The organism is Paraburkholderia sp. Ac-20340 (assembly GCF_017104965.1).
Lineage (GTDB): Bacteria > Pseudomonadota > Gammaproteobacteria > Burkholderiales > Burkholderiaceae > Paraburkholderia.
The window spans coordinates 15,005-32,854 of sequence record NZ_JAAGPR010000030.1 but is presented as its reverse complement, the minus strand read 5'-3'; the positions used below and the strand labels follow the sequence as shown (position 1 = coordinate 32,854).

17 protein-coding genes are annotated in these 17,850 nt (G+C 65.8%); 12 read left to right on the top strand and 5 right to left on the bottom strand.

Annotated elements, in window-relative coordinates:
* Positions 1–11: 11 nt before the first annotated feature.
* Together G3N59_RS28525 and G3N59_RS28520 are read right to left on the bottom strand one after the other, a co-directional pair.
* Positions 12–401, bottom strand: a complete 390-nt coding sequence (locus G3N59_RS28525; RefSeq protein WP_205986182.1) for a methylglyoxal synthase — start codon at positions 399–401, stop codon at positions 12–14.
* Between the two features lie 109 nt (positions 402–510).
* The gene (locus tag G3N59_RS28520) at positions 511–1,290 is read right to left on the bottom strand and encodes an SDR family oxidoreductase (RefSeq protein ID WP_205986181.1); all 780 of its coding nucleotides are present in this window, start codon (positions 1,288–1,290) and stop codon (positions 511–513) included.
* A 300-nt stretch (positions 1,291–1,590) separates the two neighbouring features.
* Between G3N59_RS28520 and upp the strand changes: the two genes are divergently transcribed.
* The 10 genes from upp to mnmH all read left to right on the top strand — a co-directional run bounded on the left by upp (position 1,591) and on the right by mnmH (position 11,269).
* Positions 1,591–2,241: a uracil phosphoribosyltransferase gene (upp, locus tag G3N59_RS28515; protein WP_205986180.1), complete on the top strand. Its 651-nt coding sequence runs from the start codon at positions 1,591–1,593 to the stop codon at positions 2,239–2,241.
* Between the two features lie 477 nt (positions 2,242–2,718).
* Entirely contained in the window at positions 2,719–3,444 is a 726-nt protein-coding gene (locus tag G3N59_RS28510) for a YebC/PmpR family DNA-binding transcriptional regulator (protein ID WP_205986179.1), read from the top strand.
* Positions 3,445–3,562: 118 nt separating this feature from the next.
* A complete protein-coding gene (gene purD / locus G3N59_RS28505; protein WP_205986178.1) occupies positions 3,563–4,837 on the top strand; it encodes a phosphoribosylamine--glycine ligase in 1,275 nt (424 codons plus the stop codon).
* Positions 4,838–5,212: 375 nt separating this feature from the next.
* Positions 5,213–6,166 carry an oxygen-dependent coproporphyrinogen oxidase gene (gene hemF, locus G3N59_RS28500; protein WP_205986177.1) on the top strand — a complete coding sequence of 318 codons (954 nt, stop codon included), beginning with the start codon at positions 5,213–5,215 and terminating at the stop codon, positions 6,164–6,166.
* Positions 6,167–6,170: 4 nt separating this feature from the next.
* Positions 6,171–6,905 (top strand): nicotinate-nucleotide adenylyltransferase, encoded by a 735-nt coding sequence (locus tag G3N59_RS28495; protein WP_205986176.1) that lies wholly within the window; start codon positions 6,171–6,173, stop codon positions 6,903–6,905.
* Between the two features lie 2 nt (positions 6,906–6,907).
* Entirely contained in the window at positions 6,908–7,375 is a 468-nt protein-coding gene (rsfS, locus tag G3N59_RS28490) for a ribosome silencing factor (protein ID WP_205986175.1), read from the top strand.
* A gap of 30 nt (positions 7,376–7,405) precedes the next feature.
* Positions 7,406–7,876 carry a 23S rRNA (pseudouridine(1915)-N(3))-methyltransferase RlmH gene (gene rlmH, locus G3N59_RS28485; protein WP_103701478.1) on the top strand — a complete coding sequence of 157 codons (471 nt, stop codon included), beginning with the start codon at positions 7,406–7,408 and terminating at the stop codon, positions 7,874–7,876.
* Positions 7,877–8,052: 176 nt separating this feature from the next.
* A complete protein-coding gene (locus G3N59_RS28480; protein WP_205986174.1) occupies positions 8,053–8,676 on the top strand; it encodes a Maf family protein in 624 nt (207 codons plus the stop codon).
* An 8-nt stretch (positions 8,677–8,684) separates the two neighbouring features.
* The gene (gene rng, locus G3N59_RS28475; protein WP_205986173.1) at positions 8,685–10,154 is read left to right on the top strand and encodes a ribonuclease G; all 1,470 of its coding nucleotides are present in this window, start codon (positions 8,685–8,687) and stop codon (positions 10,152–10,154) included.
* 38 nt (positions 10,155–10,192) lie between these two features.
* Complete coding sequence (mnmH, locus tag G3N59_RS28470; RefSeq protein ID WP_205986172.1) at positions 10,193–11,269, top strand: tRNA 2-selenouridine(34) synthase MnmH; 1,077 nt, start codon at positions 10,193–10,195, stop codon at positions 11,267–11,269.
* Positions 11,270–11,520: 251 nt separating this feature from the next.
* Here the strand turns inward: mnmH and G3N59_RS28465 are convergent, their stop codons facing one another.
* Together G3N59_RS28465 and G3N59_RS28460 are read right to left on the bottom strand one after the other, a co-directional pair.
* Entirely contained in the window at positions 11,521–11,826 is a 306-nt protein-coding gene (locus G3N59_RS28465; RefSeq protein WP_205986171.1) for a DUF4148 domain-containing protein, read from the bottom strand.
* A 215-nt stretch (positions 11,827–12,041) separates the two neighbouring features.
* Positions 12,042–13,142, bottom strand: coding sequence for a glycosyltransferase family 4 protein (locus G3N59_RS28460; RefSeq protein WP_205986170.1), 1,101 nt, complete (start codon positions 13,140–13,142; stop codon positions 12,042–12,044).
* Between the two features lie 265 nt (positions 13,143–13,407).
* On the opposite strand from G3N59_RS28460, the gene G3N59_RS28455 reads away from it, so the two are divergent.
* Positions 13,408–14,673, top strand: a complete 1,266-nt coding sequence (locus tag G3N59_RS28455) for an O-antigen ligase family protein (protein WP_205986169.1) — start codon at positions 13,408–13,410, stop codon at positions 14,671–14,673.
* Positions 14,674–14,782: 109 nt separating this feature from the next.
* On the opposite strand, the gene msbA is transcribed toward G3N59_RS28455, so the two are convergent.
* A complete protein-coding gene (gene msbA / locus G3N59_RS28450) occupies positions 14,783–16,576 on the bottom strand; it encodes a lipid A export permease/ATP-binding protein MsbA (protein ID WP_205986168.1) in 1,794 nt (597 codons plus the stop codon).
* Positions 16,577–16,956: 380 nt separating this feature from the next.
* Here msbA and G3N59_RS28445 point away from each other — a divergent pair, with 380 nt between their 5' ends.
* A complete protein-coding gene (locus G3N59_RS28445) occupies positions 16,957–17,781 on the top strand; it encodes a glycosyltransferase family 2 protein (RefSeq protein WP_205986167.1) in 825 nt (274 codons plus the stop codon).
* Positions 17,782–17,850: the final 69 nt, after the last annotated feature.

Here is a 17,850-nt window from a genome sequence, read left to right as displayed (position 1 = left end):
GGGCGCGGCGCTTAAATCACGTCCTTCATGCGCAGCGTGAGCACGTCGAGAATCATGCGCGCCGTGGAGATATTGGTCGCGCACGGCACGTCATGCACGTCGCAGGCGCGCACCAGCGCGTTGATATCGGGTTCGTGCGGCTGCGGCGTCATGGGGTCGCGCAGAAAGATCACCACATCGACATTGCCTTCGGCCAGTTGCGCGCCGATCTGCAGATCGCCGCCATGCGGGCCCGACAGCATGCGCTCGACGCTCAGGCCGTGCGCATCGGCGATACGTCCGCCGGTCGTGCCGGTCGCGAGCAGGTCGCAACGGCGCAGCGTATCGACGTATTCGCCGGCGAGCCGGACGATGTCGTCCTTCTTGTGATCGTGCGCGATCAGTGCGACGCGGGTAGACATGGATTGGGCTCCTGGCGTGAGATTAAGGTTGCTGCTTTGCAGTTGAACCGCGGATTGAACTGTGGATTGTCCCGCGGTCGATCAGATGAATCGTGCGCATCCTCGCACGTCAGAAGGTGCCCGGATAGGCGCCGCCGTCGATGAGCCAGTTCTGTCCGGTGATATAGCCCGCGTGCACGCTGCACAGGAACGCGCAGGCGCGGCCGAACTCATCCGGCGTGCCGAAGCGCCCGGCCGGGATCGACTTCATGCGGCGCTCGCGCACTTCGTCGAGCGACAACTGGCCCTTTTCGGCCTGGGCGGCGATGGTGGTCTTGATGCGATCGGTGTCGAACACGCCCGGCAGCAGGCTGTTGATCGTCACGCCCGTGCTCGCGACCTGGCGCGCCACGCCCGCGATAAAACCCGTGAGGCCCGAGCGTGCGCCGTTGGACAGCCCCAGCACGTCGATCGGCGCCTTCACCGACGAACTCGTGATATTGACGATGCGCCCGAAGCCGCGCGCGATCATGCCGTCGATGGTGGCCTGCACCAGCGCGATCGGCGTGAGCATGTTGGCGTCGAGCGCGGCCAGCCACTGCTCGCGCGTGAAGCTGCGGAAGTCGCCCGGCGGCGGGCCGCCCGCGTTGTTGACGAGAATGTCCGGCGACGGGCAGGCGGCCAGCGCCGCGGCGCGGCCCGCTTCCGTGGTGATGTCGCAGGCCACGGCCTTGACTTCGACGCCCGTGCTGGCGCGGATCTGCGCGGCGGTCTCTTCCAGTGTGCTCAACGTGCGCGCGACGATGGTGACGTTCACGCCTTCGGCGGCCAGCGCCTCGGCGCAGCCGCGCCCCAGTCCCTTGCTTGCCGCGCACACCAGCGCGGTGCGTCCTGCGATGCCCATGTCCATGGTGTTCTTCCTTGTCCGGTTTTGCGTGCCCTGTCGCGTGCCTGCGGGCGCGGCCGGCCATGCCGAGCAGTGGCCAGAAACGGCGCCCGATCCGTGCGGGTTTTGCGATTCTAGAAGAATCGGGCGAAGCGCGTGGCTGCCCGCACGCAGGCGAGCCGGGACGGCGCCAGGGTGCGCGAACAGATCCCGGATCGGTTGGCACGCGCATCCCGTATACTTGCGCCTGTATGGACGGTATGGGCGGCGCGACGCCAGCCCGGCCGCTCCCCCGATATCTCTTGCAGCCTTGTGCGCCCCGCCATGAAACAGGACAGCCGTTTTCCGAATCTTTTCATCCTCGATCACCCGCTGATCCAGCACAAGCTCACCCATATGCGCGACAAGGACACATCCACGCGCACGTTCCGCGAGCTGCTGCGCGAAATCACGCTGCTGATGGGTTACGAAATCACGCGCGATCTGCCGGTTGCGACGCGCCGCGTGCAGACGCCGCTGGTCGAAATCGACGCGCCGGTGATCGCCGGCAAGAAACTGGCCATCGTGCCGGTGCTGCGCGCGGGCATCGGCATGTCCGATGGTCTGGTGGAACTGGTGCCGTCGGCGCGCGTGGGTCATATCGGCGTGTATCGCGACGATGACCATCGCCCGGTCGAATACCTCGTGCGTCTGCCCGATCTGGAAGACCGCACCTTCATCCTGTGCGATCCGATGGTCGCCACGGGCTACTCGGCCGCGCACGCGATCGACGTACTCAAGCGCCGCGGCGTGCCGGGCGAGCGCATCCTGTTCCTCGCGCTGGTGGCCGCGCCCGAAGGCGTCGAGGTGTTCCAGAAGGCGCACCCGGACGTCAAGCTCTACGTGGCATCGCTCGATTCGCACCTGGACGGCCACGCCTACATCATCCCGGGTCTGGGCGACGCGGGCGACCGCCTGTTCGGCACCAAGAACTAAAGCCTGACCGGGCTACACGGGGCGGCCTCGCGCCGTCCCCTTCCGGTTCACTCCCTTTTTCCCCGCCGACGCGCGCGCGTAATCTCTCGGAGAGCCGGAGCCAGCCGGTTGCGCCGTGATAAAATTCAGGTCCACCTGAAGGTCGCGGGAAGATTCACGACAGTCCGAAGGCGGCCTGGCCTTCGCGGCGCGGCGCCCCAGCCGGGCCGATGTCGTGTCCTCGAGCCTGCCCTTACGCGTTCCCCGCCGCCCGTGCCGGCCGCTGGCCTGGTCCAGTCGGCACGCGTTGAGCAACGTAGCCGCAAGGCACCCGCAACGCGACCCCAGGCGGACAGACACTCGACGTTTCCAGTGGCCGCATGACGCGCGAACGCGCGCCGTGCCGCGCCCGGTCAGCGTCACCTGAACACTGCGGCTTCGACACTGCAGCAACGACAATTGCACCATGCACGCCACGCGCGTGCGACGGAGAAAGGTATGGCGGGTCATTCGAAATGGGCCAACATCAAGCACAAGAAAGCGGCTGCTGACGCGAAGCGCGGCAAGATCTGGACCCGGCTGATCAAGGAAATCCAGGTTGCGGCGCGCATGGGCGGGGGCGATATCGACTCCAACCCGCGTCTGCGTCTGGCCGTCGACAAGGCCTATGACGCCAACATGCCCAAGGACAACATCAACCGCGCGATCCAGCGCGGCGTGGGCGGCGTCGATGGCGCGAACTACGAAGAAATCCGCTACGAAGGCTACGGCATCGGCGGCGCGGCCGTGATCGTCGACACCATGACGGACAACCGCACCCGCACGGTCGCGGAAGTGCGCCACGCGTTCTCGAAGTTCGGCGGCAACATGGGCACGGACGGTTCGGTCGCGTTCATGTTCGATCACGTCGGCCAGTTCGTGTTCGCGCCGGGCACCCCGGAAGACGAACTCATGAACGCCGCGCTGGAAGCCGGCGCCGACGACGTCGTGACCAACGAAGACGGCTCGATCGAAGTGGTCTGCCCGCCGTTCGAATTCCAGAAGGTCAAGGACGCGCTCGAAGCCGCCGGCTTCAAGGCGGAAATGGCCGAAGTCACGATGAAGCCGCAGACCGAAGTCGAATTCACCGGCGACGACGCCGTGAAGATGCAGAAGCTGCTGGACGCGCTCGAAAACCTGGACGACGTCCAGGAGGTCTACACCAACGCATCGATCGCCGAATAACGGCATCGGCGCGGCGCGCGCGGCAGGTTTCACGCAGCAGCGCGCCCCCTCGCTTTTCACGGCTGGCGCACGTGCGCCAGCCGCAACTGTTTCTGGTTCTGGTCTTTCGGGGATTCTCATGAAGTTACTCGTCGTCGGTTCTGGCGGCCGCGAACATGCACTGGCGTGGAAACTCGCCCAGGCGCAACGCGTGCAGCTCGTCTACGTCGCACCGGGCAACGGCGGCACCGCGCAGGACGAGCGGCTCGCCAACGTCGACATCACGGACATCAACGAGCTCGCCGATTTCGCCGAGCGCGAACAGGTGGCCTTCACCGTGGTCGGCCCGGAAGCGCCGCTCGCAGCGGGCATCGTCAACGTGTTCCGTTCGCGCGGCCTGAAGGTGTTCGGCCCCACGAAGGAAGCCGCGCAGCTCGAAAGCTCGAAGGATTTCGCCAAGGCGTTCATGAAGCGCCACAACATCCCGACCGCCGCCTACGAGACCTTCTCGGACGCGACGGCCGCGCACGCCTACGTCGACACGCACGGCGCGCCGATCGTCATCAAGGCCGACGGCCTGGCGGCGGGCAAGGGTGTGGTCGTGGCGATGTCGCTGGAAGAAGCGCATCAGGCGATCGATTCGATGCTGGCCGACAACAAGCTCGGCGATGCCGGCGCGCGTGTCGTGATCGAGGAATTCCTCGCGGGCGAAGAAGCCAGCTTCATCGTCATGGTGGACGGCAAGCACGTGCTGGCGCTGGCGTCGAGCCAGGACCACAAGCGTCTGCAGGACGGCGATCAGGGCCCGAACACGGGCGGCATGGGCGCCTACTCGCCCGCGCCGATCGTCACGCCGCAACTGCACGCTCGCGTGATGCGCGAAATCATCCTGCCGACCGTGGCGGGCATGGAGAAGGAAGGCATCCGCTTCACGGGCTTCCTGTACGCCGGTCTGATGATCGACGCGCAAGGCAACCCGAAGACGCTCGAATTCAACTGCCGCATGGGCGACCCGGAAACGCAGCCGATCATGGCGCGCCTGAAGGGCGACTTCTCGAAGGTGTTCGAGCACGCCATCGCCGGCACGCTCGATCAGGTCGAGCTGGAATGGGACCGCCGCACGGCGCTGGGCGTGGTGCTGGCCGCGCACAACTACCCGGAAACCCCGCGCAAGGGCGATCGCATCAGCGACATCCCGGCGGAAACGGCCGATTCGGTCACGTTCCACGCAGGCACGCAATTCGTCGACGGCAAGCTCGTGACCTCGGGCGGCCGTGTGCTGTGCGTGGTCGGCCTGGCCGATTCGGTGCGCAGCGCGCAGAACGTCGCCTATGAAACGGTGAACCGCATCTCGTTCGATGGCATGCAGTATCGCCACGATATCGGCTACCGCGCCGCGGGACGCAAGCAGTAAGGCATTGACGGGCGCTCGCTCGCGGCTTCGGTCGCAAGCAGGCGCCCGGCTCGCGGTGTGCCCATGCGGCTTGACGCTGCTCCGTGTTGCAGGAGTGCAGCAGGACGCATGGGCACGCCGCGCGGTTGGGCCGCTCTCCGTGATCGGCCACCCCCGCGAACTCTCGAACGCCATCCGGCCCCAACAGGCGGCCGGAACGCCGCTCAAGGGGCCGCGCAAAGGGCTTAACCCGCGCAGATCGGCGTAAACTTGGGCAGAACGGATACTTTTACAGCATCCGAACGCCGACTGAACCGCTCCACGCGCGGTCTGCATTCCGAATCCGAAGTAATCCTGGCGCCGCGCCGGCTATCAGCCGCGAACGCCCTTTCATCGATGACCGAAACGATTCAAACCGCCGTGGCGCCCGCCGGTGCCACGCCTGACAGCGCCGCCGTGCGCGCCTGGCTGGCCGGCCTGCAGACGCAGATCGCCGATGCGCTCGGCGCCTTCGACGGCACGCCCTTCGCCACCGACGCGTGGCAGCGCGCGCCCGGCGAAAAGCTGCGCGGCGGCGGCTGCACGCGCATCCTCGAAAACGGCCAGTTTTTCGAGCGCGCGGGCATCGGCTTTTCGGATGTGCAGGGCGACGCCCTGCCGCCTTCGGCCACGGCTGCGCGGCCCGAACTGAACGGCCGCGGTTTCGAGGCGATGGGCGTGTCGCTCGTGCTGCATCCGCGCAATCCGTACTGCCCGACCGTGCACATGAACGTGCGCATGCTGATGGCGACCAAAGCCGGCGAAGCGCCGGTGTTCTGGTTCGGCGGCGGCATGGATCTGACGCCTTATTACGGCTTCGAGGAAGACGCGCAGCACTTTCACCGCGTCTGCCGCGATGCGCTCGCGCCTTATGGCGACGATCTCTACCCGCGCTTCAAGCGCTGGTGCGACGACTACTTCTTCCTCAAGCACCGCAACGAAGCGCGCGGCGTGGGCGGCATCTTCTTCGACGATTTTGCCGAAGGCGGTTTCGAGCAGGCGTTCGCGATGCTGCGCAGCGTCGGCGATGGCTTTCTGAAGGCCTATCTGCCGATCATCGAGCAGCGCCGCACGCTGCCGTACGGCGAAGCCGAGCGCGAATTCCAGGCATACCGGCGCGGCCGCTATGTCGAGTTCAATCTCGTCTGGGACCGTGGCACGCATTTCGGCCTGCAAAGCGGCGGGCGCACCGAATCGATCCTCATGTCGATGCCGCCGGGCGCAAGCTGGCGCTACGACTGGCAGCCCGAAGCGGGCACGCCGGAAGCGCGCCTTTACAGCGACTTCCTGCCGGTTCGCGACTGGATCTGACCCTGTGACGATCTCCCCCGCTCCCCTCGCGCGCCGTGTCGGCCTGCTCGGCGGCACCTTCGATCCGATCCACGAAGGCCATCTGGCGCTCGCGCGCCATTTCGCCCGCGTGCTCGATCTGACCGAAGTGATTCTGCTGCCCGCCGGTCAGCCCTGGCAAAAGCCCGGGGTGAGCGCGGCCGGGCATCGGCTCGCCATGACGCGTCTGGCGGCCGCCACGCTGGCCATGCCGGGCGTGACGGTCACGGTCGACGCCGACGAGATCGAGCACGACGGACCCACCTACACGGTGGAAACGCTGCGCCGCTGGCGCGCGAAGAATGACAGCAATGCCGCTGCCGCGCTCACGCTGCTGATGGGCGCGGATCAACTGTTGCATCTGGATTCGTGGCACGAATGGCGCGAGTTGTTCGCGCTCGCGCATCTGGGCGTGGCGAGCCGCCCCGGCTTCGATTTCGCAGCGCTGCCGCCCGCGGTGGGCGCCGCCGTGGCCACGCGCCGCGCCGACGCCGCCACGCTCGCGGCCACGCGCTGCGGCCATCTGCTGATCGACGAGACGCTGGCGCTCGACGTGTCGGCGACTGAAATCCGCCATGCGCTCGGCGCGCAGGACGCGCGGGCTGCAACGTCAGCATCAGCGACACCCACAACGACGCCTGGCGGCCTGGCCGCCGGCAAGGTCCCCGCAACCGTGTGGGACTATATTCATCAACATCATCTGTACAGGCACCACGGGTAAATATGGACATCCGCAAACTTCAACGCACCATCGTCGACGCTCTGGAAGACGTCAAGGCGCAGGACATCCGCGTCTTCAACACGAGCCATCTGACCGAGCTGTTCGACCGCGTGATCGTCGCGAGCGGCACCTCGAACCGCCAGACCAAGGCGCTCGCTTCGAGCGTGCGCGAGGCGGTCAAGGAAGCCGGCGGCGACATCATCAGCACGGAAGGCGAAGACATCGGCGAATGGGTGCTGGTGGATTGCGGCGACGCGGTCGTCCACATCCTGCAACCGGCGCTGCGCCAGTACTACAACCTCGAAGAAATCTGGGGCGACAAGCCGGTGCGTCTGAAGCTCGCGGCCAACACGGGCTTCGCGGGCGCGCGTCCGAGCGAGCCGATGGACGAGGAAGACGAAGACGCAGAAGCGCCGGCCGAGGCGAAGAAACCCGCCCGCAAGACGGCTGCGCGCAAGAGCGCGAAGTAAGCCAGTCGCACGTTCGCACTCCCCTGCCACATGAAACTGCATATCGTCGCCGTCGGCCACAAGATGCCGGACTGGATCGCCGAAGGCTTCGAGGAGTACACGAAGCGCATGCCGCCCGAGCTGCGCATCGAGTTGCGCGAAGTGAAGCCCGAGCAGCGCTCGTCGGGCCGTTCCGCCGAAAGCGTGATGGCCGCCGAGCGCACGCGCATCGAAGCGGCCTTGCCGAAGAACGCGCGCATCGTCGCGCTCGATGAACGCGGTAAGGACTGGACCACGATGCAGCTCGCCCAGGCGCTGCCGGGCTGGCAGCAGGACGGGCGCGACGTGGCGTTCCTGATCGGCGGCGCGGACGGGCTCGATCCGCAGCTCAAGGCGCGTGCCGACACGCTGCTGCGCCTCTCCTCCCTGACCCTTCCGCATGCGATGGTGCGCGTGCTGCTCGCGGAGCAGCTTTACCGCGCCTGGACCATTACCCAGAATCACCCCTATCATCGCGTTTGAACCCGCGTCGAGTAGCGGCTGAAGCACGCATCGGGCCATGCATTCCGCATCTGCGGCGTGCCGGTCCGATTCGTCGCAGCTGACACTGCGCGCCCGCTTTCGATGCACGAGGGAGCGCCCGGGCATAAGCCGGGCGCTCATCCGAATTTCGCCTCATCAAGACGTAAAACGCCCCGATGACCCTCTCCGCGACCTATCCGTTCGTCTATCTCGCCTCGCAGAGCCCGCGCCGCCAGGAGCTGCTGCAGCAGCTCGGCGTGCGTTTCGAGCTATTGCTGCCGCGTCCCGACGAAGACGCCGAAGCGCTCGAAACCGTGCTGCCCGGCGAAACCGCCGCCGTCTATGTCGAGCGCGTCTGCGCCGCCAAGGCCGATGCCGCGCGCGCGCGACTGGTGGCGGGCGCCCATGCGCACGCACCGATCCTCACCGCCGATACCACAGTGAGCATCGACGGCCATATACTCGGCAAGCCGCACGACGCCGCCGACGCCTTCGCCATGCTCGAACGCCTCGCTGGCCGCGAGCACGAAGTGCTCACCGCCGTGGCCGTCGTCAATGCCGAAGGCGTGTGCCTGCCCGTTGCGGTGTCGCGCTCGCACGTGCGCTTCGCGGCCGCGCTGCCCGCAGCGATCGCGCGCTACGTGGCGAGCAACGAACCGTTCGGCAAGGCCGGCGCATATGGCATCCAGGGCCGCGCTGCCGAATTCATCGAGCGAATCGACGGGTCCTATTCGGGTATCATGGGTTTGCCACTTTTTGAAACGGCCGCCCTCTTGCGCGCCGCGGGCATCGACTTCTAAAACCAATCATGAACGAAGAAATCCTGATCAACGTCACGCCTCAGGAGACGCGTGTTGCGTTGGTCCAGCAAGGCGCAGTACAGGAGCTTCACGTCGAGCGCACGCAGTCGCGCGGACGCGTCGGCAACGTGTATCTCGGCAAGGTCGTGCGCGTGCTGCCCGGCATGCAGTCGGCCTTTATCGACATCGGTCTGGAACGCGCCGCGTTCCTCCATGTGGCCGATATCTGGCATCCGCGTCTCGCGGGCGAGCCGCACACGGCGGCTCATCATCAGCCGATCGAAAAGACCGTCTTCGAAGGCCAGACGCTGATGGTGCAGGTCGTGAAAGACCCGATCGGCACCAAGGGCGCAAGGCTCTCCACGCAGGTGAGCATCGCGGGCCGCACGCTCGTGTATCTGCCGCAGGAGCCGCATATCGGCATCTCGCAGAAGATCGAGAGCGAGGCCGAGCGCGAAGCCGTGCGCGCGCGTCTGACCGCCGTGCTGCCCGCCGACGAGAAAGGCGGCTACATCGTGCGCACGATCGCCGAAGACGCCACGAGCGAAGAACTGGGCGCCGATGTCGCCTATCTGCGCAAGACGTGGGCGACGATACTCGCGCAGGCGCAGCGCCTGCCCGCGACCAGCCTGCTCTACCAGGATCTGAATCTGGGTCAGCGCGTGCTGCGCGATTTCGTCAACGACGAGACCACGCGCATCCAGATCGATTCGCGCGAAACGTTCCAGAAACTCACGGATTTCGCGCGCGAATTCACGCCTGCGGTGTCGCCCAAGCTGCATCACTACACGGGCGAGCGGCCGCTGTTCGACCTCTACAACATCGAGGCCGAAATCCAGCGCGCGCTGTCGCGCCGTGTCGATCTGAAATCGGGCGGCTATCTGGTGATCGACCAGACCGAGGCGATGACGACCATCGACGTGAACACGGGCGGTTACGTGGGCGCGCGCAATTTCGACGACACGATCTTCAAGACCAATCTCGAAGCGGCGCATACGATCGCGCGCCAGTTGCGGCTGCGCAACCTCGGCGGCGTGATCATCATCGACTTCATCGATATGGAGAACCTGGAGCATCGCGACCAGGTGCTCGGCGAGCTGAAGAAAGCGCTCTCGCGCGATCGCACGCGCGTGACCGTGAACGGTTTCTCGCAGCTCGGTCTGGTTGAGATGACGCGCAAGCGCACGCGCGAATCGCTCGCGCATGTGCTGTGCGAGCCGTGCCCGACGTGTCTGGGCAAGGGCCAGGTGAAGACCTCGCGGACCGTGTGCTACGACGTGTTGCGCGAAATCCTGCGCGAGTCGCGACAGTTCAATCCGCGCGAGTTCCGCGTGGTGGCGTCGCAGCAGGTGATCGATCTGTTCCTCGAAGAGGAATCGCAGCATCTGGCCATGTTGATCGACTTTATCGGCAAGCCGGTTTCGCTGCAGGTGGAGTCGAATTTGAGTCAGGAGCAGTACGACATCGTGCTGATGTAAATCACGCACCCCGTCCCTGCCCCACCGGAGTACCGCAGTTGAATCACCAGCGCGTCACCCTGTCCCAGCTCGGCGAATTCGACGAAGTCGTCGACGTGCGCACGCCGCTCGAATTTGCCGAAGATCACGTCCCCGGCGCCATCAACGCGCCGGTCCTCAGCAACGAGGAGCGTGTGATCGTCGGGACGCTTTACAAGCAGTCGCCGTTCGACGCCACGCGCGTGGGCGCGGCCCTCGCCGCGCGCAATATCGCGAAGCATCTGGACACCACCTTCGCCGACCGGCCGCGCAACTGGCGCCCGCTCATCTATTGCTGGCGCGGCGGCAAGCGCTCCGGTTCGATGACGGCGATGTTCAACATGATCGGCTGGCGCGCGCGGCAGCTCGAAGGCGGCTACAAGGCGTATCGCGGCAGTGTGCTCGAAGCGCTCGATGCCTTGCCGAAGCAGTATCGCTATATCGTGCTGACCGGCCCCACGGGCAGCGGCAAGACGCGTCTGCTGCACGCGCTCGGCCAGGCCGGCGCGCAGACGCTCGATCTGGAAGCGCTCGCCGCGCATCGCGGTTCGCTGCTCGGGGCGCTGCCCTCGCGCGCGCAGCCGCCGCAAAAGGCCTTCGATACTTCGCTCGTGCAGCAGTTTCACGCGTTCGACGCGGCGCGGCCGGTGTTCGTCGAGGCGGAAAGCCGGCGCATCGGCGCGATCACCTTGCCGATCACGCTGGTCGAAGGTCTGCACGGCGCGCCTTGCGTGGTCGTGCAGGTGGCGCAGGAGGAGCGCGTGGCGCTGCTGCTGGAGGAATACGGTCATCTGCTCGCCGAGCGCGAGTACTTCCGCGAGCAGTTGCTCAAGCTCACGCCGCTGCATGGGCGCGAGCGCATCGCGTCGTGGTGCCAGTTGCTCGACGAAGACCGGCGCGCGGAGCTGTCCGAAGCGCTGGTGACGCAGCACTACGATCCCGCCTACACGCGCAGCACGCGCAAGCATTTCGCCGCGCTCGAACGCTCGCCGCGCTTCACCTTCCATCCGATGTCGGCCGATCCGCTCGACGAGGCGCGTGCTCTGCTCGCACAACTCGAAGGCGTCGATCTGACGGCAACCACCGCGCAGCCGTAAGCCGCCGCCCGACATACACGAAGGCCGCCAGCAAACTGCCAGGCGGCCTTCAGGAAAAAGCGCCCGGACACCCATTCCGTGCCCGGGCGAAACCATCGGCGAACCGACGGTGGAGGTATCTTTCGATGCGGCCGGCGCTCTGAGCTTTCAGGCACTCGCCTGACGCCGCCAGCCGCTCTCCAGTTCACTACGCGTTGCGCTGCCCTCCCGCGGCGCGACGCGTTACTTCTTGCGCTTGAACGCTCAGGCGCTTAGCGCGTGTACATCGCGTTCCAGTCTTGCTGCGACACCGTAGCGCCGCGCACACCCGATTCCGACGCGTTCGCGACACCGCCGTAAGCGCTGTTGCCGTTACGCGCGGCAACCTTGGCTTCGGCGGCCTGAATCGCTTCCGGGTAGTGCACCTGGTCGCCGTCACCGACGTGGTAACCGACCTGTTCGAGCTGGACCAGCTCGGCGCGCACCTGGGCGCGGGTGACGGGGGCTTGCTGTGCGAACGAAGCGACGGGAACGACGAGGGCAGCGGCAACGGCAACGGCTTGAATCAGGGACTTCATGATAACGACCTCCAGTTTGGACTAGACGGCCGACGTGCGACGGTATGTGCATGCGACCGATGTACGCATCGTAGGCTTATCGATCTCTAGGGTTAACCCCTAAGACTGGACTAGACTCTTCCAGACTTCGGAAAGATCGCTGAAACCTTTACTGGATGGGCGTTACAGAAGGGGCAGATGACGAGCGCGCCCGGATAACCCGGGCGCAACTGCGGTTATCGTGACGAAGCGATGTCCGCCGCGACGACCGCTTTGACCTCATCCGCGAGGTCGAGCAGCGCATCGACGTGGGCGGCCACGCTCGCGTCGTAGCGCACGGCAGGATGCGCGCCGCCGGCGACCGCCGGGCCAGCGATACGACGCCCGCGCGCGGCCACTGCCGTTTCGAGCGTGCGGCGCAGATCGGCCGCGTCATCGGGACGGAACACGTATTTGGCGTGATCGTCGATGGCATCGCAGCAACCGATATTCGACGAAAAGATCACCGGCGTGCCGCACATCACCGACTCGATGCCGACCAGACCAAACGGCTCGTATTTCGAGGCGAGGATCGTGTAATCGGCGGCGCGATAGGCGTTTTCGAGATCCTTCACATAGCCGATGTAGCGCACGTGTTCGCTGGTGCGCTCGGGCGGACGCCCGGCCACCGCCACGACCACCGGCAGATCGAGCGCTTCCACCACGGTCTGGATCAGCGGCAAGCCCTTGCGCGCATGGCTGCTCGACGGAAACAGCAGCACCGTTTCATGCTCGCCAAAGCCGTATTGCTTGCGCAGCGCCGCGCGCGCGTTGGCGTCCACGGGCGAAAAGCGCGCGCCATCGACCGGCGGACACAGCACGCGGATCTTCGCGTCGTCCACGCCGTAGAGTTCGAGGAGTTCCTCGCGCATGAGCGCAGAATGCGCGACGATCACGCGCGATTGCGCATATTGGCGGCTTTCGAGTTCGATCTGGCGCTGATCCGACCCGCGCAGCGCACGTTGCGTCGCGCGCAGGAAACCCCGATGCGTGCCGCCGCAAATCGCCACTTCCGACGAATCGACCCGGTTGCAGCCGATCAGCACATCCACGCCCGCGCGGCGGCGCAGCGCGGCGAGGCGCCACGAGAACCAGCGGTCGCGCAACTTGCCGGGCAGCAGCGAAACGTTGATGCGATGGGGCTCGATCAACGCGTATTCGGCAAGCGCCGGATCGAATTTGCGGGCGAAGAACGCCGGGCGCATCTGGCGCGCGGCCAGGCCCTGAACGAGGTCCATCGCATAGCGTTCCAGCCCGCCGCTATGTTTGAGCGCGTTTGCAGAAATACCAACCTTCATGAACCGTCCGACATGTCATTTTTTGTGCAGGAATCGCGTGGGGCCGATTATATCGTCCGCAATTCGCGCGATACCGTTGGAAAGTTCGCGTAATGCCCGCGGGGCGGGGCTTTTCCGGAGCGTCCTGCCCGGCCGGAAGGGCCTCCGGTATAATCGGCCGACCTTGGGCATGAGAGCGTTCATCCCTGCCCGCACGGCGCCAATGGCGCCCGCCGGCTACATCGACACAACAAACTGACTGCCCGTCCGTTTCGCGCCGGCCGACATGAATCAAGATACAACGACTTCCCTGCGCCGCCTGGCTCCCTTTGTTTCCCTACTGCTGATTCTCGGTCCCGCCACCAACCTGGTCTGGCGCGGCGGCACGGGTTACGCCTTTTTCCTGCTGCTCGCGCTTGCGCTCTGGGGCCTCTACGCATTCCGGCGCACACCCGGCTACTTCGCGCCGTGGCGCGAATACGGCTGGTACACCGCCGCCATGCTCGTGCCGATCGCCGTGATCGTGCTGCAGCAGGCCCTGATGCGCTACTGGGCGCCGCACCAGTTCGACGCGCTGTCGCGCTTCACGCTCGCGCTGCCGATCTTCCTGCTGCTCAGCCGCGTGCCGTCGCGCTATCTCACGGCAATCGGCTGGGGCTGCGCGTTCGGCGCGCTGGCCGCGAGCGCCTGGGTGATCATCGACCGTCCGGTGGGCGGCTGGAGCGAGACCGAGCGCCTGACCAATTCCTACACGAACGCCATTCCGTTCGGCGATACGGCCCTGCTGCTGGCCTTCCTCGCAATTTTCACGTTCGGCTGGGACCGCAAGGCGCGCCCGCTCGCGCTCGCCGTCAAGCTGGTCGCGCTGGTCGCGGGCGGCTTCGTGTCCTATCTCTCGGGCACGCGCGGCGGCTGGATCGCGATTCCGGTCTTCATGCTGCTGCTGGGCGTCCAGTACGGCTGGTTCGCGCACTGGAAGCGCGTGGTGGTGGCCGTGGCGCTGCTGGCTGCGTTCATCGGCGCGCTGCTGTCGACGGATCGCATCCAGCACCGTATCGCCGATGCCGATGCCGACGTCGCGCTCATGCAGCGCGGCGACAAGAACACTTCGGTCGGTCTGCGCCTGCAGCTCTGGAGCGCGTCGATCCACCTGTTCGAGCGCCATCCGGTCTATGGCGTCGGCAAGGGTCATCTCGAAGCGGCGCTGGGCGACCTCGCGAATCGCGGCGAAGCGAGCCACGACATCGTCAACGAGCGCGCGCACAGCGACTTTTTCTCGGCCATCGCGGAAATGGGCGCGATGGGTGCGCTGAGCCTGCTGACGATCTACTTCGGCACCTCGCTGCACTTCTGGCGCGCGCGCCGCGACAGCGACACTGTGATCCGCACGGCCGCGTGCAGCGGTCTCGCGGTCTCGTTCAGCACGATCCTGTTCGGCCTGACGATCGACGTGCTGGTGCCGATCCAGGTCGTCGTGCTGGTCTCGCTGCTCACCGTGACGTTCCTCGCGATCATCGTTTCGCGCCGTCGCGAGATTGCCACCGGTATTTGATGCACCGCTGAGCCCCACCGCACATTCGTTGCACGCGCCATAAGAAAACGGCCCATCGCGTCAGACGCGATGGGCCGTTGTGCTTTGTAGCGCCGCAGCGCCGCTGCGATCAAGCCGCGCTTTGCTGGAACTGGATCTTATGCAGATGCGCGTAGAGGCCGCGCTGTTCGAGCAGTTGCTGGTGCGAGCCGCGCTCGGCGATGCGCCCGGCTTCCATCACGAGGATGCGGTCGGCACGCTCGATGGTGGACAGACGGTGCGCGATCACAAGCGTCGTGCGGCCCTTCATCAGCGTTTCGAGCGCCGCCTGCACATGGCGCTCCGATTCCGAATCCAGCGCCGAAGTCGCTTCGTCCAGGATCAGGATCGGCGCGTCCTTGTAGATCGCGCGCGCGATCGCCAGACGCTGGCGCTGACCGCCCGAGAGCTTCATGCCGTTATCGCCGACCATCGTGTTGAGGCCGTCGGGCAGCGCCGCGATCGTGTCCCACAGGTTGGCCGCGCGCAATGCGCGTTCGACGCGTTCGAGATCGGCCGTCTCGCCATAGGCGACGTTGTTCGCGACCGTGTCGTTGAAAAGCGTGACGTCCTGGCTGACCATCGCGATCTGGCTGCGCAGCGCATGGATGTCGTACTCGGACACCGGCACGCCGTCGACCAGAATCTGGCCGCCGCTCGGATCGAAAAAGCGCGGCAGCAGGTTCACGAGCGTGGTCTTGCCGCTACCGGACGGGCCCGCCAGCGCGATCATCTCGCCCGGCGCGGCCGTGAAATACACGCTCTCCAGAATCGGACGCCCTTCCGGCCCATAGGCGAACGAGACATCGCGGAACTCGATTTCACCGCGCGCGCGTTCGAGCGGCTTGCCGCCGCCGGCCGGTTCGGCCGGTTCGTCGATCAGGCCGAAGATCAGCTCGGCGGCCGTCATGCCGCGCTGCAGCGGCTGGTTCACGTCGATCAGGTGCTTGAGCGGCGAGATCACGAGCAGCATCGCCGTGACGAAGGACACGAAGCCGCCCACCGTGGTCTGATCGTGCGACGCCTGCACCACCGCGATCGTCACCACGATCGCGAGCGCGATCGAGGCGAGGAACTGCGTGATCGGCTGGGCCAGACCGCCGGACACCGTCATGCGCATCTGATAGCCGCGCAGGCGCTTGCTCAGTTCGGTGAAACGGTTGATCTCGTACTGCTCGCCGTTGTGCACCTTGACCACCTTGTAGCCGCCCACCGTCTCTTCGACGATGTACGACAGGTCGTTGGTCAGCAACTGGTAGTCGCGGTTCAGGCGGCGCAGGCGGCGGTTGATCTTGCTGACGAGCCAGCCGATCGCGGGCAGCAGCACCGCCACGATCAGCGTGAGACGCCAGTTCAGGATGAACAGATAGCCGAGCAGGAAGATCACGGTGAGCGAGTCGCGCACCGAGGTCACCAGCACGGACATCAGCACGTTCAGGATCTGGTTGACCTCGAACACGATGGCGTTGATGACCGTGCTCGCCGTCTCGCGCTGGAAGAAGCCGACGCTCGCGTGAATCATGCGCTCGAACATCTTTAGGCGCAGTTCCAGCAGGATCTTGTTCGAGACGTATTGCAGCAGATAGCCGGAGGCGTACTGCGCCAGGCCACGCACCAGCGAAAGGCCGATCACGGCGACCGGCACGATCCAGGTCGCGTTCGTGCTGCCCTTGGTGCCGAAACCGTGGTCGAGCAGCGGCTTGAGCAGCGCGGGAATGCCGGCTTCGGTGGCGGCCACGATGGCCAGCGTGGCGATAGCAGCGATCGAGACCCAGATAAGCGGCTTGAGATACGGCCACAGCCTGCGGCCGACCGAGCCCGGGTTCGAGGCCTGGCCATCGCCGATCGGCTTGCTGAGGGTGGATTGTCGGGGCTTCTCGCTCAAGGAATCCTCTGGAAAGCGTGTTCTGAAATCGGCCGCAGCAACGTCAGGAGAACGCTGCGGCAGCGCGGTACGCATTGTATACGGTCGGCGCGGCGGCCCGCTCGATCCATCAGACAGGCTGCGGGCACGCTGCTTTCTACTGCTTGCCGCTGCTTTCCGTCCCTTGCAGCGCCTTCCGGTCTGTTACCCGCCGTGCATGGTCTAGAATACGCACCTCTGCGCGCCTGGCCTGCCAGGTTGAGCAATACACCGTCAGAATAAGCAATCAATACACGAAGAATCCGCGCGATGGGTCGGTAAAAACCGACAATCGGTCAGCCGTCGATCGACGCTCGAACCGCTCGCGCCGGCTCTTCGGCATCAGAACAGGCGCACATTTCATGTCCGACGGACTTTCTCCGACACGCCCGGGCCCTGAAGCCCCCGGCACGCCGCCCGCCACGCTTTCCGTGATCGTGGTCGCGATGAACGAGGCGCACGACATTCGCGATTGCCTCGAATCGGTACGCGGACTGGCGCTCGAAGCCATCGTGTTCGACTCCGGCAGCACCGACGGCACGCCCGATCTGTGCCGCGAACTCGGCGCGCGCGTTTTCGAAACCGACTGGCCGGGCGACGGCCCGCAAAAGAATCGCGCGCTCGCCGAAGCACGCGGCGACTGGGTCATCTGCCTCGACGCCGACGAACGCCTGAGCCCGGAACTGCGCAAGGAAATCGCCGCGATTCTGGCCAAAGGCACGCCGCACAACGCCTTCAGCACGCCGCGCCGTTCGAGCTTTTGCGGACGCTTCATGAACCATTCGGGCTGGTGGCCCGACCGTATCGAGCGTCTGTTCCGGCGCGGCAGCGCGCGTTTCACCGATGTGCGCACGCATACGCATCTGGAAATCGACGGCACGATCGGCCGCCTCGACGGCCCGATCATCCATATCTCGATGCCCGATCTGCACGAAGCGCTGGAAAAAACCAACGCCTATTCGAGCGCCGGCGCGCTGACGATGGCCGAAGCCGGCAAGCGCTCGTCGCTGGCGAAGGCGCTGGGCAAAGGCTTCTGGGCGTTTTTCCGCACGTGGGTGATACGCGCGGGTTTCCTCGATGGCGCCGAAGGGCTGATGCTCGCGATCAACAACGCCGAAACGACTTACTACCGCTATGCCAAGCTCGCGCTGCTCACGCGCGACGGCAAAGTGGCGAAGAAGCGATAAAGCTCGCCTCACGATAAAAAACGGGCGACCTCAGCGAGGCCGCCCGTTTTGCTTTGCTGCTCGCGAAAT